The organism is Ruegeria arenilitoris, from assembly GCF_013032855.1.
In the GTDB taxonomy this organism is placed as follows: Bacteria; Pseudomonadota; Alphaproteobacteria; order Rhodobacterales; family Rhodobacteraceae; genus Ruegeria; species Ruegeria arenilitoris.
Window position 1 is genome coordinate 88796 of sequence record NZ_WQDA01000005.1, and the last position, 23485, is coordinate 112280.

Here is a 23485-nt window from a genome sequence, read left to right on the forward strand (position 1 = left end):
CCTGCGCTCAAGGCTGATGCGGGTAACGGGGGTGAAGGTCGTCGATGATGATCGGGTGGGCGTGCTCTGCCGATCCGGACAGGTGCGGATGGTCGACCGGCAGGTCCGGATGCTGGTGGATGACCGCGCCCGGCTCGGCGCGAGGCCATGCCAACAGAGCTCCGACCAGACCGCACAGTGACACAACGGTCAACAAAGCCATGGCCACTGTCGCACCGAACGCTGTCATGACCCATCCGGCCAGCGGGTAGAGAACCAACCAGCAGGCATGCGACAGGGTGAATTGGGCGGCGAAGACGGCCGGGCGGTCTTCGGCGTGGGCCGACCGGGTCAGCAGGCGCCCCGACGGGGTCAGGGTTGCCGAGTATCCGAAGCCGACCAGTGTCCAGATTGCGGACAGCCCGGCAAGGCTCATGGGTACAGCTGCAGACAGGATCGCAGCAAACGCCATGGCCGCGGTGGCAATTGTCGCACCCGCCAGCATCACTTTGCGGTCCTCGAACCGCCGCAAAACCGCCGGCAAGGCAAATGCCGCCAGCATGGACCCGCTGCCGAATCCGGCCAGCGCGATGGCCACGGCACTGTCGGACAACCCCAGGCTTGCACGCACGATGACGACGGTGTTGACCAGGACCATCGCGCTGAGCGCTGCGGCGCTCCAGTTCAAAGCCAGCAATCCCCGCAGGCGTGGTGTGGCCAGATAAATCCGCAGACCGCGGGTCGTGCGGTCGAAGATCCCGCGCGGCCGGACGGGCGTGGGTGAGGGAAGGGCGACCGACATGACCAACAAGGCCGAGGCGACAAAGCCGAGGCTTGTCCCCAGAAACAGGCTGTCGAAGCTGACGAAGATAAGCAGGAACGCGGCCAGCATCGGGCTCACCAGACTTTCCAGATCATAGGCCAGGCGCGACAGCGACAGCGCCTTGGTATAGTCCTGCTGGTCGGTCAGAACGTCTGGTATCGTGGCCTGAAACGCCGGGGTGAACCCGGCTGAGGCAGATTGCAGAACGAAAATCAGAACGTAGACCTGCCAGATGTCGGTCACGAACGGCAGGCACAGCGCCACTGCGGCGCGGATGAGGTCCAGCGTCACAAGCAGTTTTCGCCGGTTTAGCCGTTCCGCAATGGCCGCCGCCACCGGTGCGACCGTAACATAGGCAACCATCTTTATCGTCAGTGCCGTACCCAGAACCAGGGCCGCAGAGCTTCCGGCCAGATCGTAGGCCAGAAGCCCCAGGGCCACCGTGGCAAGACCGGTGCCCGTCAAGGCCACGATTTGCGCCGCAAGCAGGTGACGATAGACCCGGTTTTGCAAAACGCTCAGCATCACAGGTATTTGGTGATGGTCTTGAAGGCGTCGACCGAGTCGGCGTCGCCCGAAGCCAGGCAATGGTCGACATGATCATGGATCAGTGTCCGCTTGGCATTCGTGATCGCCTTTTCCACGGCGAAAAGCTGCTGAGCGATATCCGGACAGGGCTCTTGGTCGTCCAGCATGGCGATGACCTTGGCCAGATGCCCATGTGCGCGTTTCAGGCGCGCGATGATCTGCGGGTGTGTTGAATGCTTGTGAGGGGTCATGTATTAACCCTATCCCCCCCATGAGGATGCATCAAGCCGGCCGGAGATCAATCGTGGCATCGGTCCGGATGGCGTTGAGTTTGCAGGCCAAACACCCTATTTCGGGGACGATACCGAACGAAGGAAGCACGTGTGGCGAACCATCTGTACAAGAACGACCTGCCCGATGGGCTGGATCTGGGCCCGATCGTGGCCATTGATTGTGAGACCATGGGTCTCAACCCGCACCGGGATCGCCTGTGCGTGATTCAGATGTCCGGGGGTGACGGCGATTGCCATATCGTGCAGGTCGAAAAGGGCCAAACCTCGGCGCCGAACCTGAGTGCCATGCTGGAAAACCCGGATGTGCTGAAGCTGTTTCATTTCGGGCGGTTCGACATTGCCGCGATGTATCATGCCTTCGGGGCGTTGGCCGCTCCGGTATATTGCACCAAGATCGCCAGCCGCCTTGTGCGCACCTATACCGATCGTCATGGACTCAAGAACCTGTGTCAGGAGTTGCTGGGCGTCGATATCTCGAAACAGCAACAGATGAGCGACTGGGGTGCGGAGACCCTGACCGAGGCCCAACTGGATTATGCGGCCTCCGACGTCCTGTATCTGCACCGTTTGCGTGATGCCTTGAACGCGCGGCTGGCGCGTGAAGGGCGCACCGAGATGGCGCAGGCCTGTTTTGACTTCCTGCCGATGCGTGCCAGACTGGATCTGGCCGGATGGCCTGAAACGGATATTTTTGCGCACTCATGACAGACAATGAATCCTTTCTGAAGGTTGCCCGTCAGGTAATCACCGACGAAGCCCGGGCGTTGGATGTTTTGGCCGACAGCCTTGACGACCGGTTTGCCGAAGCCGTTCAGCTGATCCTGCAGGCCACAGGGCGGATCATCATCAGCGGCATCGGCAAGTCTGGACACATCGGTCACAAGATCGCCGCAACCCTGGCCAGCACCGGTACGCCGGCCTATTTCGTTCATCCGGCCGAGGCCAGCCACGGCGATCTGGGGATGGTGTCGAAAGGAGACGTGGTTCTGGCGATCTCCAATTCGGGCGAGGCGCCGGAACTGGCCAATCTTCTGGCCTTTACCCGGCGGTTCGGCATCCCTTTAATCGGCCTGTCCAGCAAGCCCGAAAGCTCGTTGATGAAACAGGCGGACGTGCATTTGCTGATCCCCTCTCTGGGCGAGGCTTGCGGTTATGGGATGGTGCCGTCGATTTCGACCACGCTGACGCTGGCCATGGGCGATGCGCTGGCGATTGCGCTGATGAAATATCGTGACTTCAAACCAGAGGATTTCCGCGCCTTCCATCCGGGCGGCAAACTGGGCGCGCAGCTGAGCGCCGTACGCGATCTGATGCACAGTGGCGATGCGGTGCCGCTGGTTTCTGCCGACACACCGATGAGCGACGCGTTGATCGAGATCAGCCAGAAAGGCTTTGGCGTGGTCGGGGTGACGGACGCGGATGGCAAGCTTGCCGGCATCATCACCGACGGCGACCTGCGGCGCCACATGGAGGGGCTGCTGAACAATACCGCCGCTCAGGTCATGACCCGCAATCCGACCACGATCGCACCGGAGTCGCTGGCCGAAGAAGCCGTGGCGATCATGAACGGGCGCAAGATCACCTCGTTGTTCGTCGTCGACCCCGAACAGCCGGGATTGGCGCAGGGCCTTCTGCATATTCACGATTGCCTGCGCGTCGGGCTGGGCTGACAGGAGGCGCAGGTGGACCGCTATTCCCGAATGGTGCAGTTCCTGAAGGTTCTGTTGCCGCTGGCGGCGATCCTGCTGCTGTCCACGGTATTCCTGCTGTCGCGCAGCATCGAAACCAACGTCTCGGGTCCGTTCACCCAGCAGGATATCGACGAACGGCTTGAGGGGCAGCTTGTAACCCGCCCGAACTATAGGGGGACCACCCGCAAGGGCGAAGATGTCCAGGTCGAGGCGGTGCGGGCCAGCCAGGGAACTGCCGACAGCGATCCAAGAGCAACCGAATTCCGTGGCCGGTTCGGCCTGCTGAACGGTGGGGTGATCACACTGGACTCCAACTCGGGGTCGATCCGACCGGACAAGGCGACGGCCACCTTCACGGGGGACGTGGTGATCACCACCACGGACGGTATCCGGGTGACGACAGACCTGTTGAATACTTCATTGGACGAGATCCGGGGCGATACGCCAGGTCAGGTGCAGGGAACAGGACCAATCGGCAATTTCTCGGCCGGGCGGATGACATTCGGCGCTGAAAAAGACGGTGGACCGGTCCATATTCTTTTTACAGATGGCGTTAAGCTGTTATATGAGCCGAAAAAAGCCGAAAGATAGACTGTGTTTGATTTTCGTTTCGTCCTCGTTTGTTTCGCCCTGGCCGTGGGTTCGGTACCAGCGTCCGCGCAGGAAGCGCAGGTGGCCTTTGGGTCGGTGAAAGCCGATCCCAGTCTGCCGGTCGAAGTGACATCCGAGACGCTGAACGTCAATCAAGAGGACGGTTCGGCCGAGTTTCTTGGCAACGTCATTGTCGTGCAGGGCGAAATGCGCCTGTCCGCCGGTCGCGTGTTGGTGATCTACAACCAGGATCGGTCGGGGATCGAACGCATGGAGGCATCGGAAAACGTCGTGCTTGTCAGCCCGCCGGATGCCGCCGAAGGGGACTGGGCGGAATACACCATCGACTCGGGTGTGATCGTGATGAAGGGCAACGTTCTGCTGACGCAGGGGCCCAGCACGATCAGCGGCGACCAGATGATTGCGAACCTGACAAGCGGAACCGCGACCATGTCGGGGCGGGTCAAGACGATCCTTCAGCAGGGCGGCAATTGATGGCGGGCCCGCAACTGTCCGTTGCCGAAGGGTCTCAGGGTCTGAAGATTCAGAAACTGCGCAAATCTTATCGCAAAAAGACCGTGATCCGGGACGTGTCGATGACGCTGGACCGGTCCGAGGTCGTTGCGTTGCTAGGGCCGAACGGCTCAGGCAAGACGACCACGTTCTATTCCGTTGCCGGGCTGGTGTTCCCCGAGGCCGGAACGGTCACGTTGGACGGTCAGAATGTGACCACGCTGCCGATGTATCGCCGGGCGCGCATGGGCATTGGGTATCTGCCGCAGGAAATGTCGATCTTTCGCGGCTTGAGTGTCGAGGACAATATCTCGGCCGTGCTCGACATTGCGGTGAAGCATGTGCACCGCCGCAAGGAACGTCTGGAAGAGCTGCTCTCGGATTTTTCGATCGAGCATTTGCGACGGGCGCCTGCCCTTGCATTGTCGGGCGGTGAGCGCCGTCGCGTCGAGATAGCCCGCTGTCTGGCCGCCGACCCCAAGTACCTGCTGCTGGACGAGCCATTTGCCGGCGTCGACCCGATCAGCGTGGGCGATATCCGGCATCTGGTGGCGGATCTGAAAAAGCGTGGAATCGGCGTACTGATCACCGACCACAACGTGCGGGAAACGCTGGAAATTGTGGACCGCGCCTATATCCTGCACGACGGGCAGGTGCTGATGTGCGGATCGCCCGACGAGGTGGTGGAAAACGAAAATGTCCGCCGCGTGTATTTGGGTGAAAACTTCAAGATTTCATAGGCTTAGCTGTGATTGCGCCAGGCGCATGACAGAATTCGCGTATATACACTCCTGTTTTGATTGACTCTTCTGCCGCCTCTTGGCTCAATTGGGACATGGCATTTTCGCGGTTCCAGACTGGATCTCGATCTCCCTTCTCCGAAGGGCCCTACCGAGGACAACCGCGAAACATGTCTCTACCCCCCACCCGATAAAAACAAGCATGTCACCTGACGTGACGTCATAATGGGTGTGAATTGTGAAGGAGATCACATGCGTTACCAAATCAGCGGCAAACAGATCGACATTGGTGCAGCCTTGCAGACACACGTGCAGGACGCATTGGGCGAGGTCGTGAGCAAATATGCTCAGCGACCGACGGATGCCAACGTCGTCTTTTCCCGTTCAGCGCATGAGTATGTGTGCGAAACCACCATACATATGTCCACGGGCCTGACAGCCCAGGCCAAGGCACATGCAACCGAAATCTATGCAGCATTCGAGGCGTGCTGCGAAAAGATGGAGAAACAGCTGCGTCGCTACAAGCGTCGCCTCAAGGACCACCATCGTGAACGGGCTCAGCCGGTTGAACTCTTCGGAGCGTCATCTTATATCCTCGCCTCGAACGAATCGGACGTGGCCGACGAACCCGACTCATTGCAGCCCATCATCGTGGCTGAGATGGAAACCAAGATCCCATCGTTGAGTGTCGGCGAAGCTGTCATGCAAATGGAATTGGCCGGCGCCCCGGTGCTGGTGTTCAGGAATGAAAACAAGGACGGATTGAACGTCGTGTATCGCCGGGATGACGGCAATATCGGCTGGATCGATCCGTAACAGGCAAGAATTGGGCGGGGCCCCCGGATTCTGGGGGCGTCGCCGTGGAGCAAAACATGGATTTGTCGAGCATACTGAAGCCCGAAGCGGTGCGCGTGCTATCTGCAGCGTCCAGCAAAAAACGGTTGTTTCAGGAAATCGGTGACGTCGCCGCGGGCGCACTCGGACTTGATCCGCAGACCATCGTAGACTGCCTGCTGGAGCGGGAAAGCCTTGGGCCGACCGGCGTTGGCCATGGTGTTGCCCTGCCACACGCCCGTTTGTCCGAGATCGATTCGGTTGCCGGCGTGTTCGTCATGCTGGAAAAGCCCATCGACTTCGGATCGGTCGACCGTCAGCCCGTGGATCTGGCCTTTGCGCTGTTCGCCCCGGAAGACGCCGGTGTCGAGCACCTCAAGGCCTTGGCGCTGGTATCGCGCACGCTGCGCGACGGCGCGGTCTGCTCGAAGCTTCGGGCCAACCCGGATCCGGTCAAGCTGTATGCGATCCTGACCACAGCCCAGTCCATGCAAGCTGCCTGAGACCTGTTAGAAAGAAAAAAGCCCCCGGTTTTCGGGGGCTTTTTTCGTCTGGGGCCATGCTTAACCGCCGGTTCCCATCTCGAGCGTCCACCAGATCTTCCCGCCGTTTTCCTGGTGCCATGCAAACCCCATCTGGGTTGCTTGCGGGTCCATGATCACCGATCGCGGACCCGGTTCCTGCATCCACGCGGCCAGGGTTTCGGTTTCGGTCTCGTAGGTCTCGGAAATCGCTTCACCCAGGAAACGCCCCGCATAACCGGCACGGGCCACCCGGTCGAGCGGCGAAGATCCGTCCGAGCCGAAATGCCAGGGCCGGTTCTGCCGCGACATGTCCTTGGCGTGCGTCGCCGCCGCTGCGTTCAACTGCGCGTTCAACTGCACCGACTGCAGTCCCGACGCCTGCCGCAGGGCGTTTACGGAATCAAGCATGCGGAACTGCAGTTTTTCGGGATTGCCCCGGATCTTGTAGGCTTTGGGCAGTGGGCGCCCATCCGCACCAAGGGTTGAAGTGCCGCTCACGTCGGTACATGCCGCCAGCGCGACAAGGCAAATCAAGAGCAGGGAAAAAATGCGCGTCATGATGAGTCCGGTTTGCTTGTTTCCAATTGGCAATACCCTGCCAGCGGCCCATGAGCAAAGGCTCAAATGCACGAACCCGCATGATTCTGCCGGTTTGATTTGCGACTGAAGCATTCTGGCAATAACATAGAGCGGATTCTTGCACATCTTTCGCAGAGGACCTGTCACCATGGTCAAGAAACGCGTTTTCTCTTCGTCCCGCCGCGGATTCCTCGCAGGCGCATCGTCTTTGCTCGCCAGCCCGGCGATCGCCCAATACATCCCGGGCGACCCATTGCGCCCTGCACCCGATCCTGAACCGGCCGTTCGCCGCAACGTGTCGGGGTTCAAGGCGCAGCAGTGGCAGCCCTACTTCTCGAACACCCGGAACGGGGCGATTCTGGTCGACACCGTTTCCCGCGCTTTGCACTACTGGTCGGAAGACCAAACCGTCTACAAGCTGTACCCGTCGTCGGTTCCGCTGACCGAAGAACTGACCCGCCGCGGTCGCACAAGTGTCATCCGCAAGGTCGAAGGGCCCAGCTGGTCGCCGACGCCGTCGATGAAGAAAAGAAACCCGGAATGGCCGGATTACATCCCTCCGGGGCCCGATAACCCGCTGGGAACGCACGCGTTGTATCTCAGCTGGAAGTATTACCGGATCCACGGAACCCACGATACGCGGAAAATCGGCCGCCGGTCGTCGAACGGGTGCATCGGGTTGTTCAACGAGAACATCGCAGAGCTGTACGCCATGGCGAAGGTCGGGACGCAAGTGTTGCTAATTTGACGACATTTTCGCGCGCCAACCCGCTTGCACTGCAAGTTGCAATTGCATTCGTTCTGCTTTGCTGATTAGAAAAAACCACGAGGTAAGTCTTAGGTGTGTGGTTCCGCAATTGGGATCGCGCAAACTCTGGAGGTTAATATGAAGAAACTTGTACTCGCTGCTGCACTGACCGCTGCTGCTTCGACCGCATATGCTGGCAACCTGGAAGAGCCGGTTGTTGAGGCACCTGTTGTCGTCGAAGAAACCCAGGGCTCGTCGCAGGGCATCATCCTGCCGCTGATCCTGCTGGTCGTTGTTGCCGCAGCTGTTGCCGCAGGCTAAGTCCAACGGACTACGACAAAAAAGAAAGGCGGTGGATCTCCACCGCCTTTTTTCGTGCTTGTTTCCGGGCCGGTTCAGTCCAGCCAGCCTTTGAGGTTGTCCTCGACAACCTTGCCCAAGGCCGCGATATGCGCGTCCTCGTCGTTGAGGCAGGGAATGTAGGTAAAGCTTTCGCCGCCGGCGTGCTCAAAGCTTTCGCGGATCTCTTCGTTGATCTCTTCCAGCGTTTCAATGCAGTCCGACGAAAATGCCGGGGCGATGACGGCGATGTTCTTTTTGCCCTGCCGAGCCAGTTCCGCGACATGGTCGACAGTGTAGGGCTTCAGCCATTCCTCGGGCCCGAATCGTGACTGGAAGGTGGTCACCAGTTGATCATCCGCCCAGCCCAGCCGTTCTTTCAGCAGGCGTGACGTCTTGGCGCACTGGCAGTGGTACGGATCACCCTGCATCAGATAGCGTTCCGGCATGCCGTGATAGGAGCACACCAGAACGTCCGGCTTGGCCTCCATCGCGGCATAGGCCGTCTCGACCGACTGCGCGAGGGCGTCGATATAGGCCGGTTCGTCGAAATAGGCGGGCACCGTGCGGCTGGCGGGCTGCCAGGCCTCGTCCATCAGTGCGCGAAAGAACTGGTCGTTCGCGGTGGCGGTCGTAGCGCCGGCATATTGCGGATAGAGCGGGAAGAACAGGATGCGGTCGCAGCCCTCGGCCACCATCTGGCGGACCTTCGACTTGGTCGAGGGGTTTCCGTAACGCATGCAGAAATCCACCATGACCTTGTCGCCATACCGGTCCTGCAACGCCGCACGCATCTTGCCGGTCTGGTCCTTGGTGATGGTCATCAGCGGGCTTTCGCCCTTGTCGTGGTTCCAGATCGACTTGTACGCAGCGCCCGAGCTGAAGGGACGTTTGGTCAGGATGATGGCCTGCAGGATCGGCTGCCATTTCCAGGCCGGATAGTCGATCACCCGCCGGTCGGACAGGAACTCGTTCAGATAGCGGCGCATCGGCCAATAGCTGTAGTCGTCCGGGGTGCCGAGATTGGCCAGAAGAACGCCGACGCGGCCCATCTTCACTTTTGGGTGGTCTGCCGGAGCGTGTTCCGGGCGGGTGGCATCGAACATGGTGAGCTTCCTGAATTCTGGTTTAGAGGCTGAAATAATCGGTTCGGTCAGCGGGTCAATCGGACAGTTTGCCTTCTTTCGTGCCAAGGGCGTCGGCCAGTCTCATCTGGGCCGAGCCAGGGCGCAACGGCTTGGGCTGGCTGGCATCCGGCGCCCAGCCCGTCAGGCAGATCAGCTCGAAGGTGGCAGTCAGCCGGCCTTCGGGAGATGTGAAATGCGCGGCGTAAATCTCTTGGGCCCGGGAAAAGACCGCGCGGCGCGACGGGTGTTTCAACCGCTGGGTCATGGCGTTGGTTTCACCCATCGCGCGCAGGTCCCGCATCAGGTGCCACAAATCGCGATACGTCGCCGTCAGGGGCACTTTGTCCGCAACAGGCAATGCAAAACCCGCACGCTGCAGCAGCGCGCCAAGATCTCGCAACTCGGCCATCGGCGCGACACGGGGGCTGAGACCGCCGGTCACCTCGACCTCGGCCTGACCCAGCGCGGCCCGCAATTCGTATAGCGTTTCACCGCCCAGACACACCACCAACAACAACCCGTCGGGCTGCAGCGCGCGGGCACATTGGATCAGCTGTCCCACCGGATCGTTGGCCCAATGCAGGGCCATCGCATGGACCACAAGGTCATGCGCAGCGGGTTTCAGATCCAGCACGTCGTCATCGGCCACGACCCGGGCGCCCGGCAGGACCGGCGCCCAAATCTCGGGGTAGGGGGCTACGATCGCTGGCGCAGTAAAGGATTTGTTAACCATGGAAAGGCGATCCTGCACCTCGTCCATGGCGGCGTGGTGCAGAAAAAGGGCTTCGTCGCTGATCCGCGCGCGGTGTGCCGCAAGCGCTTTGCGATCGAACAGCGAGGGTGCATTGGGTGCTGGCAAATCCATAAGCCGCAATTATCGCATATGGCAACGGATTCAAACCGCGATCGAGGTCGTGTATCCGCCACGCTGCATCGGCTGCGGCGAGATGGCGGCTTCGGATTTCGGCCTGTGCGGGCCGTGCTGGCGCGAGACCCCGTTCATCGGCGGGACGGTCTGTCACAGTTGCGGTGCGCCATTGCCTGGCAGCGATGATGGTCACCGAATCGACTGCGACGATTGCTTGCGCCGCCCGCAACCGTGGGCCGAAGGGCGCGCGGCATTGCTGTATCAGGGGCGGGCGCGGTCACTGGTTCTGGCCCTGAAGCACGGGGATCGTTCCGAACTGGCAAAACCTGCGGCGCGTTGGATGGCGCAGGCCGGTGGTACGCTATTTCGACCGGATACGGTGATCGCACCGGTGCCGCTGCATTGGTCGCGGCTGCTGAAGCGCCGATACAACCAGTCCGCGCTTTTGTCGCTCCAACTGGGAAAGGAGGCGGGCCTGCCGGTCTGTCCGGATCTGTTGATACGCAAGCGGCGCACCCCTCCGCTGGAAGGCAAAACGGCGGCCGAGCGTGCGGATACGCTGCGCGATGCGATCACCGTGCATCCGCGCCGGGCGGACCGCCTGACGGGGCGCCACGTGCTGCTGGTCGATGACGTGATGACATCGGGTGCAACCCTGGCGGCCTGCGCCCGCGCCTGCCGGGCGGCCGGGGCGGATGATATTTCCGTGTTGGTACTGGCGCGCGTTGCCAAGGATGCCTAATTCCCCCTAGATTGCGCGAAATCCAAGGGAACGGACCATGAAACCGGTTGTCATATATACCTCGCCGCTGTGCGGCTTTTGCCACGCGGCCAAACGGCTGCTGAATCAGAAAGGCGTCGCCTTCGAGGAAATCGACGTTTTGATGAACCCCAAACGCAAGCCCGAGATGATCCAGCGGGCGGGCGGGCGGCGCACGGTGCCTCAGATCTTCATCGGCGACACCCATGTCGGTGGCTGCGACGATCTGTACGAACTCGAACAGGCCGGCAAGCTGGACCCGCTGTTGGCCGCCTGATGAGAACCGCCCTGCTGCAGATCACCTCATCGGACGACCCGGCCGCGAACTTGGACATGGTGCGCGCCATGATGGACGAGGCCGCGGGCAAGGGCGCGACGTTCATCCTGACGCCCGAGGTCACCAACTGCGTTTCGACCAGCGGAACGCGCCAACGCGAGGTGCTGCAGCACGAGGAAGACGACATCACACTGGCGGGCCTGCGCGAACAGGCGGCGGAATTGGGCGTGTGGCTGCTGATCGGATCGCTGGGGCTGAAGACTCATGACGCCGACGGGCGGTTCGCCAACCGGTCTTACATGATCGACCCGCAGGGCGGGATCGTCGCGCGCTATGACAAGATCCACATGTTCGACGTGCAGGTCACCGAGACCGAGACTTTTCGCGAATCGGCCAGCTATCGGCCCGGGTCACGGGCGGTGATTGCCGAGACCGCCTTCGGCAAGGTCGGCATGACCATCTGCTATGACATCCGGTTCCCGCATCTGCACGCCGCGCTGGCACAGGGCGGGGCCACGATCCTGACGGTTCCGGCTGCGTTCTCTCCGGTGACCGGCGCGGCCCATTGGGAGCCGCTTCTGCGCGCCCGCGCCATCGAGACCGGCTGTTGGGTCATTGCCCCTGCGCAGACCGGGGAACACCCCAAGACCCGCGGCAAGACGCGCCATACCCACGGGCACAGCATGGTCGTGTCGCCCTGGGGCGAGGTGCTGATCGACGCAGGCACTCAGACCGGCATTCACTTTTTTGATCTGGATGATAGGTCTGTTACAGAGGCACGGCGGCGCGTGCCGTCCTTGACACATGTTCGCCCGTTCGACGGGCCCTGATCCAGAACCGGGTAATGACTGACGAAACCAACGCCCTTGCGGTCGCGCTGTTCAGCGAGATCCTGACCGCGGACCAATTGCTGCGGAACCGGCTGAGCCGGGTGCTGCCCAAGGGCATGGAAATCTCGCATTTCTCGGTGCTGAACCACCTGGTGTTCGTGGGAGGCGAGCGGACGCCTGCCCAACTGGCCAGCACATTCCATGTGACCCGTGGGGCGATGACCAACACCTTGGCCAAGCTGGAATGGGCCGGATACATCCACATCCGCCCCGATTGGGACGATGCCCGCCGCAAGATGGTGGCGATCAGCCCGGCCGGCCGCCGGGCGCGGGATCAGGCGATCTCGGCCATCGCGCCTCTGATCAACCGGGTCGTGGGCGAGCTGGGCCTTGAGCGTGTGCGCACGACCCTGCCGGTTTTGCGCGACCTGCGCATGAAGCTGGAAGAGGAATAGACCTCAGCCCGGCTTCACGCTGGCGGTGACATAGTTCACGCTCAGATCCCGGTCCGAGATCGACCAGCTCCAGGTGATCGGGTTGAAGACGAATCCCTTGCGGTCCACCGGGTCCAGACCGGCCTGGCGCAGCAGATCGAACAGCTCGTCCGGGGTGATGAACTTGGACCATTCATGCGTGCCGCGCGGCAGCCAGCGCATGACGACCTCGGCCCCGAAAATCGCCATCGCATAGGATTTCGGGTTGCGGTTGATGGTCGAGCAGATTTCCAGCCCGCCGGGTTTCAGCAGCTGTTGTGTGGCGGTCAGATAGGCCAGCGGATCGGCCACATGCTCGACCACCTCCATGTTCAGGACCACGTCGAACTGTTCGCCCGCGTCGGCCATCGCCTCGGCGGTGGTGTGGCGATAGTCGATCTGAAGGCCGGATTGCTCGGCATGGATGCGGGCCACGGGCAGGTTGCGCTCGGCCGCGTCGGCGCCCACGACCTCGGCCCCCAGCCGCGCCATCGGCTCGCTCAGCAACCCGCCGCCGCAGCCGATATCCAGCAGGCGCAGGCCCGCGAACGGTTTCGCTGCCGTCAGGTCCCGGTCAAATTCGCCCGCGATCTGCTGTGTGATATAGTCCAGACGGCACGGATTGAGCATGTGCAGAGGTTTGAATTTCCCGTGCGGGTCCCACCATTCGGCGGCCATCGCCTCGAATTTTGCGATCTCGGACGGGTCAACCGTGTTCGGATGCGCTTGCATTCCTGTCTCCGTGTGCTCTTTTACGCTGTAGGACTATATAGGGCCATAATGGACAAGTACCCGGACCAAAAGCGCGCAGTGCAATATCTTTACCCGCCGGTCGATCCGTTCGACCAGCGCGTGGTGGATATGGGCGACGGGCACCGCATTTATGTGGAACAATGCGGCAATCCCGACGGGATTGCGGTGGTGGTTCTGCATGGCGGCCCAGGCGGCGGCTGCAGCCCGGCCATGCGGCGCTATTTCGATCCCGAGGTCTACCGGGTGATTCTGTTCGATCAGCGCGGCTGCGGCCGGTCGCGGCCCACGGCCTCGGTCGAGAACAACACGACGTGGCACCTGGTGGCCGATATCGAGCGCCTGCGGAAACTGTTCGAGATCGACGACTGGATCGTATTCGGCGGCAGCTGGGGCGCCACGCTGGCGCTGATCTATGCCCAAACCCACCCCGACCGGGTGACCCGCCTGGTTCTGCGCGGCGTGTTTCTGGCCACGCAGGCGGAGCTTGACTGGTTCTATGGCGGCGGGGCCGGCAAGTTCTGGCCCGAGCAATGGGCGCGCTTCACCTCCCTGCTGCGCGACTCGGAACTGTCCGACACAATCGGCGCCTACAACAAGCGGCTGTTTTCGGGCGATCGCGCGACTGAGATCCTGTACGCCCGCGCCTGGTCGCACTGGGAAAACGCGCTGGCCTCGATCCACACGAACGGGGCCGTCGGTGAAAGCCCCGGCGAATATGCGCGCACCTTCGCGCGGCTCGAGAATCACTATTTCATCAACAAGGCGTTTCTGGAACATGACGGCCAGATTCTGGACCGGATGGACCGGATCGCGCATATCCCCGGCCATATCGTGCAAGGCCGGTACGACATGATCTGCCCCCCGCAGGCGGCTTGGAGCCTGGCCGAGAAATGGCCCGAGGCCGAGCTGAAGATGGTGCGGCAGGCCGGTCACGCCCTGTCGGAGCCTGGGATCAGCGCCGAACTGGTGCGCATCATGGACCGAACCGCGCAGGAGGTGGCATGACCCGCATCGACCGCCGTGCCCTGTTCACCTCGGGTGCCGCCGCAGCCCTGCTGGCCGCGACCGGGGCCTCGCTGGCGGATACACCGAAATCGGGCGGCGTGCTGCGCATCGCCGTACCGCGTGACGACAGCCTGGACCGGCTGGCCCGGGGTGCGGTGTTCGACACCCTGACCGAGATCGCGCCGGACGGCACTCTGCGCGGCGAGCTGGCGACCGCATGGCAGACCGATTCCGAAGCCCGTGTCTGGACCTTCGACCTGCGTGCCGATGCGGTGTTTCACGACGGTGTGGCGCTGACGGCCGGAGATGTTCTGGCGGTCCTGTCCGAGGTCGGGCGCGCCGAAGCCCTGGCGCCGGACCGCATCCGGATCGAACTGGCCGAGGCCAACCCCGGCCTGCCTTTCCTGCTGGCCGATACCCGGTTCGTCATTACCCGCGACGGGCAGAGCGTTTCGCCGCTGCAGCAGGCGAACGGCACCGGGTGTTACCGGGTCGAACGGGCCGAAGACGGGCGCCATTTCCGCGGTCGCCGGGTCGAGGGCCACTACAAGGATGGCCAGGCCGGCTGGCTGGAGGCGGTCGACATCATCGTGATCCCCGACCCGGCCGTGCGCGCCGAGGCGCTGCGTGATCGATACGTGGACGTGTCGGTGCTGCCGGCGGCGCAAGGGCTGCGCGGTCTGGGTGGCGTGCGGTTCTTCCCCAACGAATCAGAGATGTCGCTGGCAATCTCCGGCACCGTGGGTCTGCCACGCCGGATCGGGCGGGGCGCGCCGTTGGACGATGGGCGCATCGCGGAACGCTGGTGGATGGCCTGAGACCGGCCTGAAAACTGACGCGGATTGTCCGTTGGTTGACGGCAGGGGTTGCAGACTCGGGGCGTCCTGCGTATATGCAGTTGCAACAGCGGCGTGTCGGACTTCTGGTCCGAGGCTCCACCGGAAAATTCGACGGGCCGCGCGCCCGTTTTTTTGTGCCCGATCGAAGGGTAGAGCACCATATGACAAACGACCTGATAGCCAAGGCGGCGATCGACCGACGACTGGCCGAGATCATCACTCCGGTGATCGAGGATCTGGGGTACGAGCTGGTCCGCATCCGCCTGATGAGCGGCAAGCAGACTACGCTGCAGATCATGGCCGACAAGCCCGATGGAGGCATCGAGGTGGATGATTGCGCCGAGATCTCGAACGCGGTCAGCGCCACGCTGGACGTCGAGGACCCGATCCTCGACGCCTATACGCTCGAGGTGTCCAGCCCTGGCATCGACCGCCCGCTGACGCGGCTGAAGGACTTCGAGATGTTCGAGGGCTACGAGGCCAAGCTGGAAACCACCGAGCTGATCGACGGCCGCCGCCGCTTCAAAGGGGAACTGGCCGGTGTCGAAGGGGATGAGGTTCTGATCAACATCCCCAACGGCGAAGAGACCGTGACAATCGGTCTGCAATTCGACTGGCTGAGCGATGCCAAGCTGGTCCTGACTGATGACCTGATCAAGGAAATGTTGCGCCAGCGCAAGGATGCCGGCGCCCTGAACGAAAACGCTTTCGACGAGATTGAGACCGAAGGGTCCGAAGAGGAGACGAACTGATGGCAATCACCTCAGCAAACCAGCTTGAGCTGTTGCAGACCGCCGAGGCTGTGGCCCGCGAAAAGATGATCGACCCCGGTCTGGTCGTCGAAGCGATGGAGGAATCGCTCGCCCGTGCCGCCAAGAGCCGCTACGGCGCGGAAATGGACATCCGTGTGTCCATCGACCGCAAGACCGGCAAGGCGACCTTTACCCGGGTCCGCACCGTGGTCGCGGATGACGAGCTTGAGAACTATCAGGCCGAGATGACCGTCGAGCAGGCCAAGCAATACATGGAATCGCCCGAGATCGGTGACGTCTTCGTGGAAGAGGTCCCGCCGGTGGAAATGGGCCGGATCGCCGCTCAGTCGGCCAAGCAGGTGATCCTGCAGAAGGTTCGTGAGGCCGAGCGTGACCGCCAGTACGAAGACTTCAAGGATCGTGTCGGCACCATCATCAACGGAGCCGTCAAGCGCGAGGAATTCGGCAACGTGATCGTCGATCTGGGCGGGGCCGAGGCGGTTCTGCGCCGCAACGACAAGATCGGCCGCGAAAGCTATCGCCCCAATGACCGGGTGCGCGCCTACATCAAGGAAGTGCGCCGCGAAACGCGCGGTCACCAGATCTTCCTGTCGCGCACCGCGCCCGAGTTCATGGCCGAGCTGTTCAAGATGGAAGTGCCGGAAATCTATGACGGCATCATCGAGGTCAAGGCCGTGGCCCGTGACCCCGGTTCGCGTGCCAAGATCGCGGTCATCTCGTATGACAACTCGATCGACCCCGTCGGCGCCTGCGTTGGTATGCGCGGCAGCCGCGTGCAGGCCGTCGTGAACGAGCTGCAGGGCGAAAAGATCGACATCATCCCGTGGAACGAAGACCAGCCGACCTTCCTGGTGAACGCGCTGCAGCCCGCCGAGGTTTCCAAGGTGGTTCTGGACGAGGAAGCCGGCAAGATCGAAGTCGTCGTGCCCGAGGAACAGCTTTCGCTGGCGATCGGTCGCCGTGGTCAGAACGTGCGTCTGGCCAGCCAGCTGACCGGTCTGGACATCGACATCATGACCGAGGCCGAAGAATCGGCGCGCCGTCAGAAGGAGTTCGAAGCTCGCACGCAGCTGTTCATGGACAGCCTGGACCTGGACGAATTCTTTGCCCAGCTGCTGGTCTCGGAAGGGTTCACCAACCTGGAAGAAGTGGCCTATGTCGAGTTGGACGAACTGCTGGTAATCGATGGCGTCGACGAAGGCACTGCAAACGAGCTGCAGGCCCGTGCGCGCGAATTCCTTGAGGCTCAGGCCAAGGCGGCGCTGGACAGCGCCCGCAGCCTGGGTGCCGAGGACAGCCTTATTGAATTTGAGGGTCTGACACCCCAAATGGTTGAGGCGCTTGCCAAGGACGGCGTCAAGACGCTGGAAGACTTTGCAACCTGCGCTGACTGGGAACTGGCCGGAGGCTGGACCACGGTTGATGGCCAGCGGGTCAAGGATGACGGTATTCTCGAACCCTTTGGCGTGACGCTGGAAGAGGCACAGGATCTGGTGATGACCGCCCGGGTCATGCTGGGCTGGGTCGACCCCGCCGATCTGGAGCAGCCCGAGGCGGACGTCGAGGACGAAGCAGCAGACGAGGAGGCCGAGGCCTGATTCCAGGCCTCGGGTGGCACACATGGGTCGCGGTGGCGTCCATAAGGAACGGTCCGAAGGGCCAGAGCGGAAATGCATCGCCACGGGCGAGGTGCAGCCTCGGTACGGGCTGATCCGCTTTGTAACCGGCCCGGATGGGCAGGTTTTCCCGGATGTCGCGTCCAAGTTGCCGGGTCGGGGCGTTTATGTCACGGCGGATCGCAAGGCGCTGGACACGGCCGTCGGCAAGAAGCTGTTTGCACGCGGGTTCAAGGCGCAGGTGACTGTACCGCAGGACCTTGTGGACGAGGTGGAGCGTCAATTGTCGCGCCGCGTGATCGAATTGATCAGCCTGGCGCGAAAGTCCGGCGATGCGGTCGCCGGGTATGAAAAGGTCAAGTCCTGGCTTGACCGCGAAGAGGCCTGGGTTCTGATTCAGGCGGTCGATGGTTCCGGGCGCGGCAAGTCCAAGCTGAGCACGCCGCATTTCGGGAAATACATTGGCTGGCTGACCGCAGACGAGCTTGGGGCGGCATTTGGGCGCCAAACGGTGATTCATGCGGCGCTCGCCTCTGGCGGACTCGCCAAACGTGTTGTAGAGGAAGCGCAGCGCCTGCGTGGCTTGCGCGATATGGATGACGGCGGCAAGGGCCGCGCGGAAGGGTAAGAAGCTTTATGAGCGATAGTGACGGCAAAAAGACATTGGGTCTTCGTGGTGGGGCACGCCCCGGGAATGTGAAACAGAGTTTCAGCCACGGACGCACCAAGAATGTCGTGGTGGAAACCAAACGCAAGCGCGTGGTGGTTCCCAAGCCGGGAGCGTCCAAGCCCAGCGGTGGCGCTGCGCCGTCGGGTGATCCTTCGCGCCGGCCGGCCGGGATTTCCGATGCCGAGATGAATCGGCGCCTGAAGGCGTTGCAGGCGGCCAAGGCCCGTGAGGTCGAGGAAGCCGAACGCCGCGAGGCCGAGGAAAAGGCGCGCGCCGAAGAGCGTGAACGCCGCCGCGCCGAACAGGAGGCCAAAGAGCGCGAACAGCGCGAGGCCGAGGAAAAAGCCCGGCAGAAAGCCGAGGAAGAAGAGCGCAAGCAGAAAGAGGCCGAAGAAGCCGCTCAGCGCGCCGCAGCAGAAGCCGCGGCCGCGAAAGAGGCGCCCAAGGCCAAGGCCCCCGCAGCCAGCAAGCCTGCGCCAGCGGAAACACCGCGCAAGGCGGATCGCGAACAGCGTCAGACCCGCGGCAAGGGCCGCGACGATGGCCGCCGTTCGGGCAAGCTGACCCTGAATCAGGCGCTGTCGGGCGGTGAAGGTGGTCGGCAGCGTTCGATGGCATCGATGAAGCGCAAACAGGAGCGTGCGCGGCAGAAAGCCATGGGCGGCTCGGTCGAACGGGAAAAGGTGATCCGCGAGGTTCAACTGCCCGAGGCGATCGTCGTATCGGAACTGGCCAACCGTATGGCCGAACGCGTCGCCGATGTCGTCAAGTCGTTGATGAACATGGGTATGATGGTCACGCAGAACCAGACCATCGACGCCGACACTGCCGAACTGATCATCGAAGAATTCGGCCACAAGGTCGTGCGGGTTTCGGATGCGGATGTCGAGGATGTCATCTCGGATGTCGAGGACAAGGATGAAGACCTGCAGCCCCGTCCGCCGGTCATTACCATCATGGGTCACGTCGACCACGGCAAGACCTCGCTGTTGGACGCGATCCGCGACGCCAAAGTCGTTGCGGGCGAGGCCGGTGGCATTACCCAGCATATCGGCGCCTATCAGGTGCAGACCAACGACGGCACAACGTTGACCTTCCTGGATACGCCGGGCCACGCGGCCTTTACCTCGATGCGCTCGCGCGGTGCTCAGGTAACGGACATCGTGGTGCTGGTTGTCGCGGCGGATGACGCTGTGATGCCGCAGACGGTCGAGGCAATCAACCACGCCAAGGCCGCCGGTGTTCCGATGATCGTTGCGATCAACAAGGTCGACAAGCCCGAGGCCAACCCGGACAAGGTGCGCACCGACCTGCTGCAGCACGAGGTGATCGTCGAGAAGATGTCCGGCGAGGTTCAGGATGTCGAAGTGTCGGCCATCACGGGCCAGGGTCTGGACGATCTGCTGGAAGCCATCGCGCTGCAGGCCGAGATTCTGGAGCTGAAGGCCAACCCGAACCGCGCCGCGCAAGGCGCCGTGATCGAGGCGCAGCTGGACGTGGGCCGTGGCCCGGTCGCGACCGTTCTGGTCCAGAAGGGCACGCTGCGCCAAGGCGACATCTTCGTCGTGGGCGAGCAGTACGGCAAGGTCCGCGCGCTGATCAACGACAAGGGCGAGCGCGTCCAGGAAGCCGGGCCTTCGGTTCCGGTCGAGGTTCTGGGTCTCAACGGTACGCCCGAGGCCGGTGACGTTCTGAACGTGACCGAGACCGAGGCGCAGGCCCGCGAGATCGCCGAGTACCGCGCGCAGGTTGCCAAGGACAAGCGCGCCGCCGCCGGTGCCGCGACCACGCTGGAACAGCTGATGCAGAAGGCCAAAGAAGACGAGAACGTGGCCGAGCTGCCCATTCTGGTCAAGGCCGACGTGCAGGGCTCGGCCGAGGCCATCGTGCAGGCGATGGAGAAGATCGGCAACGACGAGGTGCGCGTGCGCGTGCTGCACTCGGGCGTCGGCGCCATCACCGAAACCGATATCGGCCTGGCCGAAGCGTCGGGTGCTCCGGTCTTTGGCTTCAACGTGCGGGCCAACGCATCGGCGCGCAACACCGCCAACCAGAAGGGCGTCGAGATCCGCTACTACTCGGTGATCTACGATCTGGTGGATGACGTCAAAGCCGCCGCCTCGGGCCTGCTGAGCGCCGAGATCCGCGAGAAGTTCATCGGCTATGCCGAGATCAAGGAAGTGTTCAAGGTCACCGGCGTCGGCAAGGTTGCCGGCTGTCTGGTCACCGAGGGCGTTGCCCGCCGTTCGGCCGGCGTGCGCCTGCTGCGCGACAACGTGGTGATCCACGAAGGCACGCTGAAGACGCTGAAACGCTTCAAGGACGAAGTGGCCGAGGTTCAGTCGGGTCAGGAATGCGGTATGGCGTTCGAGAATTACGACGATATCCGCCCGGGCGACGTGATCGAGATCTTCGAGCGTGAGGAAGTCACCCGCACGCTGGATTGATCCGGTCGAAATTGAAAGAAACGGCGGTCCCCAGGGCCGCCGTTTTCGTTTTCAGGGGTGGTCGTTCAGAAACGTCCCGTCCTTGAGGATGATGTCGAAATGGTGCGTGCCCGGCTGCAGGTCAAAGCTGACGGCATGGCCGGCCTTGCGCAACGCTTCGGCATAGTCGCGGCTCTGGCGGATGAACTCGCCCGTGTCCCGCTCGCCCACCGTGACCCGATAACGCGGCCCGGGCGCGGGCAGGCGCAGGATGGGGGACAGGTCGTGCAGCTCGACCGGAGTCAACTGCAGCGGATCGTTGACCGGGGTCAGACTGATCGGTTCCAGGTCGTAGACGCCGCTGATCAGGATGACTTCGCGCACCCGCAGGCCGATCCGGGCGAATTGGTCGGCCGAGGTCGCCATGACCATCGCCGCCAGATGCGCGCCGGCGCTGTGCCCGGACAGGGTGACATGCGAGGCGTCGAACCCCAGCGACTTGGCCCGAGTGGCCAGCCACATCAGCGCGGTCCGGCATTCATCGACCATCTGGTACAGCCGCGCGTCGGGGGCGAGCGTGTAGTTCACCGTCGCAAAGGCCTGCCCGCCTTGGACCAGCGCGGGCGCCATCATCGCCGAGTCGCGCTGGCTGAGCGCCTGCCAATAGCCGCCGTGGATAAACACATGCAGCGGTGCGCCGGGCGCGCGGGCGGGAAAGAAATCCAGCACCTGCGCGGGAGTGTCGCCATAGCCGAGGGTCTCTTGCACCGTCAGTTGCGCCCGCGCCTGCGCGCTGAGCGCTGAATAGGCCGCCAGATAGGGGGCAAGGTCGCCGCCGATCATCGAACTGGGCGCGTATTCGCGCTCCAGCTCGGCTTGGGTAAATCCGCGATACAGCATGGCTCAGCCCTGTCCGCCGTACATCAGGTCGGTGCGCACGTCATAAAGGTCGTGGAAGAATCGCAGCTCCAGCGCCTTGCGCAGAAAAGCCACGCCGCTGGAGCCGCCAGTGCCTGGCTGCATGCCGATCACACGTTCCACGGCGGTCGCATGGTCGAACCGCCACCGCTGGAACAGCGATTCCACATCCATCAGCTTTTCGCCCAGCGCATACAGGTCCCAGTACCGGCCCGTGTTCCGGTAGATCTCGGCCCAGATCTTCACGATGCGCGGATCGCCGGAATAGGTCTTTGAATAGTCCCGGTCCAGCAGGTCCTGCGGCACGTCGAACCCCTGCCGCGCCAGCATGTGCAATACCTCGTCATACAGCGACGGTTTGACCAGAGCGGCGGTCAGCATCTCCATCACTTCGGGGTCGTGCTCATGCACCTTCAGCGTGGCGGTGTCCTTGTTGCCCAGGATGAACTCGATCTGGCGATAGCCGTAGCTCTGGAAGCCGGATGAATTGCCCAGCGCCTTGCGGAAGGTCATATAGTCGGCGGGCGTCATGGTCAGCAGGGTTTCCCACGCGGCGATCAACTGGCGCTGGATCGCCTTGATCCGGTCCAGGTTCTTCATCGCGGGGCCGAACTCATCCTGCTGCAGAAACCGGCGCACCTCGACCAGCTGATGGTGCATCAGTTTCAGCCAAAGCTCGCTGACCTGATGGATGATGATGAACAGCATCTCATCGGGTTGGGCCGGGTCCTGAAAGGTTTTCTGCAAGTTCAGCAGGGTCTTGAGTTGCAGGAAATCGCCATAGCTTTTGCGGTGCGTGTCCGCGAAATCGGTTACCAGCGTGTCTTCGATTCCCCGTTCCAGCGGGCGGTCGCCCTTGGCTTTGTCGGCCATTTCATTTCCTCCCCGGCATGTGTGCGCACCTGTCTAGAAGGTGCGTTTGCAACTATCCAGAGGGTCAGGCCCAGTCCAGCACCACCTTGCCCGATTTTCCCGACTTCATGGCGGCAAAGCCCTGCGCAAAGTCATCGGCGGCAAAGCGATGGGTGATGACCCGGCTGACATCCAGACCGTTCTGCAACATCGCGATCATCTTGTACCAGGTCTCGAACATTTCGCGGCCGTAGACGCCCTTGATGGTGATCGCCTTGAACACGATGCGGCTCCAGTCGACGGGTGATTTTCCGGGCGGAATACCCAGCAGGGCGATCTTGCCGCCCATCACCAGTGCCTCGACCATCTGATCCAGCGCCGCCTGCGAGCCCGACATTTCCAGCCCCACGTCAAAACCCTGGCTCATGCCCAGGTCGGAAATCACCGATTGCAGCTCTTCCTTGGCCACGTTCACCGCTCGGACCGAGGGCACGACATGCTGCGCCAGCGCCAGCCGGTCGGGGTTGATGTCGGTGATCACCACATGCCGGGCGCCGGCGTGGCGGGCCACCGCGGCGGCCATGATCCCGATCGGGCCGGCGCCGGTGATCAACACGTCCTCGCCCAGCAGATCGAAGCTCAGCGCGGTGTGCACGGCATTGCCCAGCGGGTCGAGTATCGCGCCGATCTCGTCGGGGATGTCGTCGGGCAGGGGCACCACGTTGAAGGCCGGCAGCTTGAGATATTGGGCAAAGGCGCCCTGTTCGTTCACCCCGATCCCGCGCGTGCCCGGGTCAAGGTGGAACTTGCCCGCGCGGCTCTGGCGGCTGTCGGTGCCGATCAGGTGACCCTCGCCCGAGCACCGCTGGCCGATCTTCAACCCGGTCACGTTGCGGCCCAGCTCGACGATCTCGCCGGCGAATTCGTGGCCGGTGATCATGGGAACGGGCACCGTGTGCGACGCCCATTCATCCCAGTTCCATATATGGATGTCGGTGCCGCAGATCCCGGTCTTTTTCACGCGGATCAAAACCTCGTCGGGGCCGATCTCGGGGACCGGGGCCTGTACCATCCACAGCCCTTCTTCGGGCCTGGACTTCTCCAGCGCTTTCATCG

At 62.6% G+C, this 23485-nt stretch carries 28 protein-coding genes; 19 read left to right on the forward strand and 9 right to left on the reverse strand.

Annotation, left to right across the window (positions count from 1 at the left end; genetic code table 11):
* Positions 1 to 7 precede the first annotated feature (7 nt).
* Both GOW72_RS15940 and GOW72_RS15945 read right to left on the reverse strand, forming a co-directional pair.
* A complete protein-coding gene (locus tag GOW72_RS15940) occupies positions 8 to 1327 on the reverse strand; it encodes an MFS transporter (RefSeq protein WP_170367532.1) in 1320 nt (439 codons plus the stop codon).
* Positions 1327 to 1581, reverse strand: coding sequence for a metal-sensing transcriptional repressor (locus GOW72_RS15945; RefSeq protein WP_170342441.1), 255 nt, complete (start codon positions 1579 to 1581; stop codon positions 1327 to 1329). The genes GOW72_RS15940 and GOW72_RS15945 overlap by 1 nt, the downstream gene beginning before the upstream one ends.
* Positions 1582 to 1713: 132 nt before the next feature.
* On the opposite strand from GOW72_RS15945, the gene GOW72_RS15950 reads away from it, so the two are divergent.
* The 7 genes from GOW72_RS15950 to ptsN all read left to right on the forward strand — a co-directional run bounded on the left by GOW72_RS15950 (position 1714) and on the right by ptsN (position 6495).
* Entirely contained in the window at positions 1714 to 2328 is a 615-nt protein-coding gene (locus tag GOW72_RS15950; protein ID WP_170343143.1) for a ribonuclease D, read from the forward strand.
* Positions 2325 to 3293 (forward strand): KpsF/GutQ family sugar-phosphate isomerase, encoded by a 969-nt coding sequence (locus GOW72_RS15955; protein ID WP_170343142.1) that lies wholly within the window; start codon positions 2325 to 2327, stop codon positions 3291 to 3293. The genes GOW72_RS15950 and GOW72_RS15955 overlap by 4 nt, the downstream gene beginning before the upstream one ends.
* A gap of 12 nt (positions 3294 to 3305) precedes the next feature.
* Positions 3306 to 3905 carry an LPS export ABC transporter periplasmic protein LptC gene (gene lptC, locus GOW72_RS15960; protein ID WP_170359908.1) on the forward strand — a complete coding sequence of 200 codons (600 nt, stop codon included), beginning with the start codon at positions 3306 to 3308 and terminating at the stop codon, positions 3903 to 3905.
* Positions 3906 to 3944: 39 nt separating this feature from the next.
* Positions 3945 to 4400, forward strand: a complete 456-nt coding sequence (locus tag GOW72_RS15965; RefSeq protein WP_170342617.1) for an LptA/OstA family protein — start codon at positions 3945 to 3947, stop codon at positions 4398 to 4400.
* Entirely contained in the window at positions 4400 to 5158 is a 759-nt protein-coding gene (gene lptB, locus GOW72_RS15970) for an LPS export ABC transporter ATP-binding protein (protein WP_170367533.1), read from the forward strand. Before GOW72_RS15965 ends, lptB begins: the two co-directional genes overlap by 1 nt.
* Before the next feature lie 252 nt (positions 5159 to 5410).
* Positions 5411 to 5974, forward strand: coding sequence for a ribosome hibernation-promoting factor, HPF/YfiA family (gene hpf, locus GOW72_RS15975; protein ID WP_170342438.1), 564 nt, complete (start codon positions 5411 to 5413; stop codon positions 5972 to 5974).
* A gap of 56 nt (positions 5975 to 6030) precedes the next feature.
* Positions 6031 to 6495, forward strand: coding sequence for a PTS IIA-like nitrogen regulatory protein PtsN (ptsN, locus tag GOW72_RS15980; protein ID WP_170343139.1), 465 nt, complete (start codon positions 6031 to 6033; stop codon positions 6493 to 6495).
* A 60-nt stretch (positions 6496 to 6555) separates the two neighbouring features.
* Here ptsN and dalA read toward each other — a convergent pair whose 3' ends face one another.
* A complete protein-coding gene (dalA, locus tag GOW72_RS15985) occupies positions 6556 to 7074 on the reverse strand; it encodes a divisome-associated lipoprotein DalA (RefSeq protein ID WP_093963636.1) in 519 nt (172 codons plus the stop codon).
* Between the two features lie 169 nt (positions 7075 to 7243).
* On the opposite strand from dalA, the gene GOW72_RS15990 reads away from it, so the two are divergent.
* Positions 7244 to 7843: a L,D-transpeptidase gene (locus GOW72_RS15990; RefSeq protein WP_170343138.1), complete on the forward strand. Its 600-nt coding sequence runs from the start codon at positions 7244 to 7246 to the stop codon at positions 7841 to 7843.
* A 138-nt stretch (positions 7844 to 7981) separates the two neighbouring features.
* Positions 7982 to 8164 carry a hypothetical protein gene (locus tag GOW72_RS15995; RefSeq protein WP_005979327.1) on the forward strand — a complete coding sequence of 61 codons (183 nt, stop codon included), beginning with the start codon at positions 7982 to 7984 and terminating at the stop codon, positions 8162 to 8164.
* Positions 8165 to 8238: 74 nt separating this feature from the next.
* On the opposite strand, the gene hemH is transcribed toward GOW72_RS15995, so the two are convergent.
* Positions 8239 to 9288 carry a ferrochelatase gene (gene hemH, locus GOW72_RS16000; RefSeq protein WP_170367534.1) on the reverse strand — a complete coding sequence of 350 codons (1050 nt, stop codon included), beginning with the start codon at positions 9286 to 9288 and terminating at the stop codon, positions 8239 to 8241.
* A gap of 55 nt (positions 9289 to 9343) precedes the next feature.
* A complete protein-coding gene (locus GOW72_RS16005) occupies positions 9344 to 10174 on the reverse strand; it encodes a methyltransferase domain-containing protein (protein WP_170367535.1) in 831 nt (276 codons plus the stop codon).
* 40 nt (positions 10175 to 10214) lie between these two features.
* Between GOW72_RS16005 and GOW72_RS16010 the strand changes: the two genes are divergently transcribed.
* The 4 genes from GOW72_RS16010 to GOW72_RS16025 are packed head-to-tail and all read left to right on the forward strand — an operon-like array spanning position 10215 to position 12499.
* The gene (locus GOW72_RS16010; RefSeq protein ID WP_342355398.1) at positions 10215 to 10919 is read left to right on the forward strand and encodes a double zinc ribbon domain-containing protein; all 705 of its coding nucleotides are present in this window, start codon (positions 10215 to 10217) and stop codon (positions 10917 to 10919) included.
* 37 nt (positions 10920 to 10956) lie between these two features.
* The gene (gene grxC, locus GOW72_RS16015; RefSeq protein WP_170342430.1) at positions 10957 to 11214 is read left to right on the forward strand and encodes a glutaredoxin 3; all 258 of its coding nucleotides are present in this window, start codon (positions 10957 to 10959) and stop codon (positions 11212 to 11214) included.
* Positions 11214 to 12044 carry a carbon-nitrogen hydrolase family protein gene (locus GOW72_RS16020; RefSeq protein WP_170367537.1) on the forward strand — a complete coding sequence of 277 codons (831 nt, stop codon included), beginning with the start codon at positions 11214 to 11216 and terminating at the stop codon, positions 12042 to 12044. Before grxC ends, GOW72_RS16020 begins: the two co-directional genes overlap by 1 nt.
* A gap of 14 nt (positions 12045 to 12058) precedes the next feature.
* Positions 12059 to 12499, forward strand: coding sequence for a MarR family winged helix-turn-helix transcriptional regulator (locus tag GOW72_RS16025; protein WP_170343133.1), 441 nt, complete (start codon positions 12059 to 12061; stop codon positions 12497 to 12499).
* A gap of 3 nt (positions 12500 to 12502) precedes the next feature.
* On the opposite strand, the gene ubiG is transcribed toward GOW72_RS16025, so the two are convergent.
* Entirely contained in the window at positions 12503 to 13249 is a 747-nt protein-coding gene (gene ubiG / locus GOW72_RS16030) for a bifunctional 2-polyprenyl-6-hydroxyphenol methylase/3-demethylubiquinol 3-O-methyltransferase UbiG (protein WP_170343132.1), read from the reverse strand.
* Positions 13250 to 13297: 48 nt separating this feature from the next.
* On the opposite strand from ubiG, the gene pip reads away from it, so the two are divergent.
* The 6 genes from pip (at position 13298) to infB (ending at position 20620) form a co-directional block, all read left to right on the forward strand.
* Positions 13298 to 14275: a prolyl aminopeptidase gene (pip, locus tag GOW72_RS16035; protein WP_170359916.1), complete on the forward strand. Its 978-nt coding sequence runs from the start codon at positions 13298 to 13300 to the stop codon at positions 14273 to 14275.
* A complete protein-coding gene (locus tag GOW72_RS16040; protein ID WP_170367538.1) occupies positions 14272 to 15093 on the forward strand; it encodes an ABC transporter substrate-binding protein in 822 nt (273 codons plus the stop codon). Before pip ends, GOW72_RS16040 begins: the two co-directional genes overlap by 4 nt.
* 182 nt (positions 15094 to 15275) lie before the next feature.
* Complete coding sequence (rimP, locus tag GOW72_RS16045) at positions 15276 to 15866, forward strand: ribosome maturation factor RimP (RefSeq protein WP_170342422.1); 591 nt, start codon at positions 15276 to 15278, stop codon at positions 15864 to 15866.
* Positions 15866 to 17485 carry a transcription termination factor NusA gene (gene nusA, locus GOW72_RS16050; RefSeq protein ID WP_093963624.1) on the forward strand — a complete coding sequence of 540 codons (1620 nt, stop codon included), beginning with the start codon at positions 15866 to 15868 and terminating at the stop codon, positions 17483 to 17485. The genes rimP and nusA overlap by 1 nt, the downstream gene beginning before the upstream one ends.
* A 22-nt stretch (positions 17486 to 17507) precedes the next feature.
* Positions 17508 to 18131 (forward strand): RNA-binding protein, encoded by a 624-nt coding sequence (locus GOW72_RS16055; RefSeq protein ID WP_170367539.1) that lies wholly within the window; start codon positions 17508 to 17510, stop codon positions 18129 to 18131.
* Between the two features lie 8 nt (positions 18132 to 18139).
* Positions 18140 to 20620 (forward strand): translation initiation factor IF-2, encoded by a 2481-nt coding sequence (gene infB / locus GOW72_RS16060; protein WP_170359920.1) that lies wholly within the window; start codon positions 18140 to 18142, stop codon positions 20618 to 20620.
* 51 nt (positions 20621 to 20671) lie between these two features.
* Here infB and GOW72_RS16065 read toward each other — a convergent pair whose 3' ends face one another.
* The 3 genes from GOW72_RS16065 to tdh all read right to left on the reverse strand — a co-directional run bounded on the left by GOW72_RS16065 (position 20672) and on the right by tdh (position 23483).
* Entirely contained in the window at positions 20672 to 21499 is an 828-nt protein-coding gene (locus GOW72_RS16065; protein ID WP_170367540.1) for an alpha/beta hydrolase, read from the reverse strand.
* A gap of 3 nt (positions 21500 to 21502) precedes the next feature.
* Positions 21503 to 22390: a tryptophan 2,3-dioxygenase gene (locus GOW72_RS16070; RefSeq protein ID WP_170359924.1), complete on the reverse strand. Its 888-nt coding sequence runs from the start codon at positions 22388 to 22390 to the stop codon at positions 21503 to 21505.
* Positions 22391 to 22454: 64 nt separating this feature from the next.
* Entirely contained in the window at positions 22455 to 23483 is a 1029-nt protein-coding gene (gene tdh, locus GOW72_RS16075; protein WP_170367774.1) for an L-threonine 3-dehydrogenase, read from the reverse strand.
* Positions 23484 to 23485 lie beyond the last annotated feature (2 nt).

Coding starts and splice junctions, on each gene's coding strand:
- GOW72_RS16065 (WP_170367540.1), bottom strand. CDS start 21,499: ATGCTGTATCGCGGATTTACCCAAGCCGAGCTGGAGCGCGAATACGCG.
- GOW72_RS15995 (WP_005979327.1), top strand. CDS start 7,982: ATGAAGAAACTTGTACTCGCTGCTGCACTGACCGCTGCTGCTTCGACC.
- GOW72_RS15955 (WP_170343142.1), top strand. CDS start 2,325: ATGACAGACAATGAATCCTTTCTGAAGGTTGCCCGTCAGGTAATCACC.
- tdh (WP_170367774.1), bottom strand. CDS start 23,483: ATGAAAGCGCTGGAGAAGTCCAGGCCCGAAGAAGGGCTGTGGATGGTA.
- infB (WP_170359920.1), top strand. CDS start 18,140: ATGAGCGATAGTGACGGCAAAAAGACATTGGGTCTTCGTGGTGGGGCA.
- pip (WP_170359916.1), top strand. CDS start 13,298: ATGGACAAGTACCCGGACCAAAAGCGCGCAGTGCAATATCTTTACCCG.
- GOW72_RS16025 (WP_170343133.1), top strand. CDS start 12,059: ATGACTGACGAAACCAACGCCCTTGCGGTCGCGCTGTTCAGCGAGATC.
- GOW72_RS16070 (WP_170359924.1), bottom strand. CDS start 22,390: ATGGCCGACAAAGCCAAGGGCGACCGCCCGCTGGAACGGGGAATCGAA.
- GOW72_RS15990 (WP_170343138.1), top strand. CDS start 7,244: ATGGTCAAGAAACGCGTTTTCTCTTCGTCCCGCCGCGGATTCCTCGCA.
- GOW72_RS16040 (WP_170367538.1), top strand. CDS start 14,272: ATGACCCGCATCGACCGCCGTGCCCTGTTCACCTCGGGTGCCGCCGCA.
- GOW72_RS15945 (WP_170342441.1), bottom strand. CDS start 1,581: ATGACCCCTCACAAGCATTCAACACACCCGCAGATCATCGCGCGCCTG.
- ptsN (WP_170343139.1), top strand. CDS start 6,031: ATGGATTTGTCGAGCATACTGAAGCCCGAAGCGGTGCGCGTGCTATCT.
- hemH (WP_170367534.1), bottom strand. CDS start 9,288: ATGTTCGATGCCACCCGCCCGGAACACGCTCCGGCAGACCACCCAAAA.
- ubiG (WP_170343132.1), bottom strand. CDS start 13,249: ATGCAAGCGCATCCGAACACGGTTGACCCGTCCGAGATCGCAAAATTC.
- GOW72_RS16055 (WP_170367539.1), top strand. CDS start 17,508: ATGGGTCGCGGTGGCGTCCATAAGGAACGGTCCGAAGGGCCAGAGCGG.
- hpf (WP_170342438.1), top strand. CDS start 5,411: ATGCGTTACCAAATCAGCGGCAAACAGATCGACATTGGTGCAGCCTTG.
- grxC (WP_170342430.1), top strand. CDS start 10,957: ATGAAACCGGTTGTCATATATACCTCGCCGCTGTGCGGCTTTTGCCAC.
- GOW72_RS16005 (WP_170367535.1), bottom strand. CDS start 10,174: ATGGATTTGCCAGCACCCAATGCACCCTCGCTGTTCGATCGCAAAGCG.
- dalA (WP_093963636.1), bottom strand. CDS start 7,074: ATGACGCGCATTTTTTCCCTGCTCTTGATTTGCCTTGTCGCGCTGGCG.
- nusA (WP_093963624.1), top strand. CDS start 15,866: ATGGCAATCACCTCAGCAAACCAGCTTGAGCTGTTGCAGACCGCCGAG.
- lptB (WP_170367533.1), top strand. CDS start 4,400: ATGGCGGGCCCGCAACTGTCCGTTGCCGAAGGGTCTCAGGGTCTGAAG.
- rimP (WP_170342422.1), top strand. CDS start 15,276: ATGACAAACGACCTGATAGCCAAGGCGGCGATCGACCGACGACTGGCC.
- GOW72_RS15940 (WP_170367532.1), bottom strand. CDS start 1,327: ATGCTGAGCGTTTTGCAAAACCGGGTCTATCGTCACCTGCTTGCGGCG.
- GOW72_RS16020 (WP_170367537.1), top strand. CDS start 11,214: ATGAGAACCGCCCTGCTGCAGATCACCTCATCGGACGACCCGGCCGCG.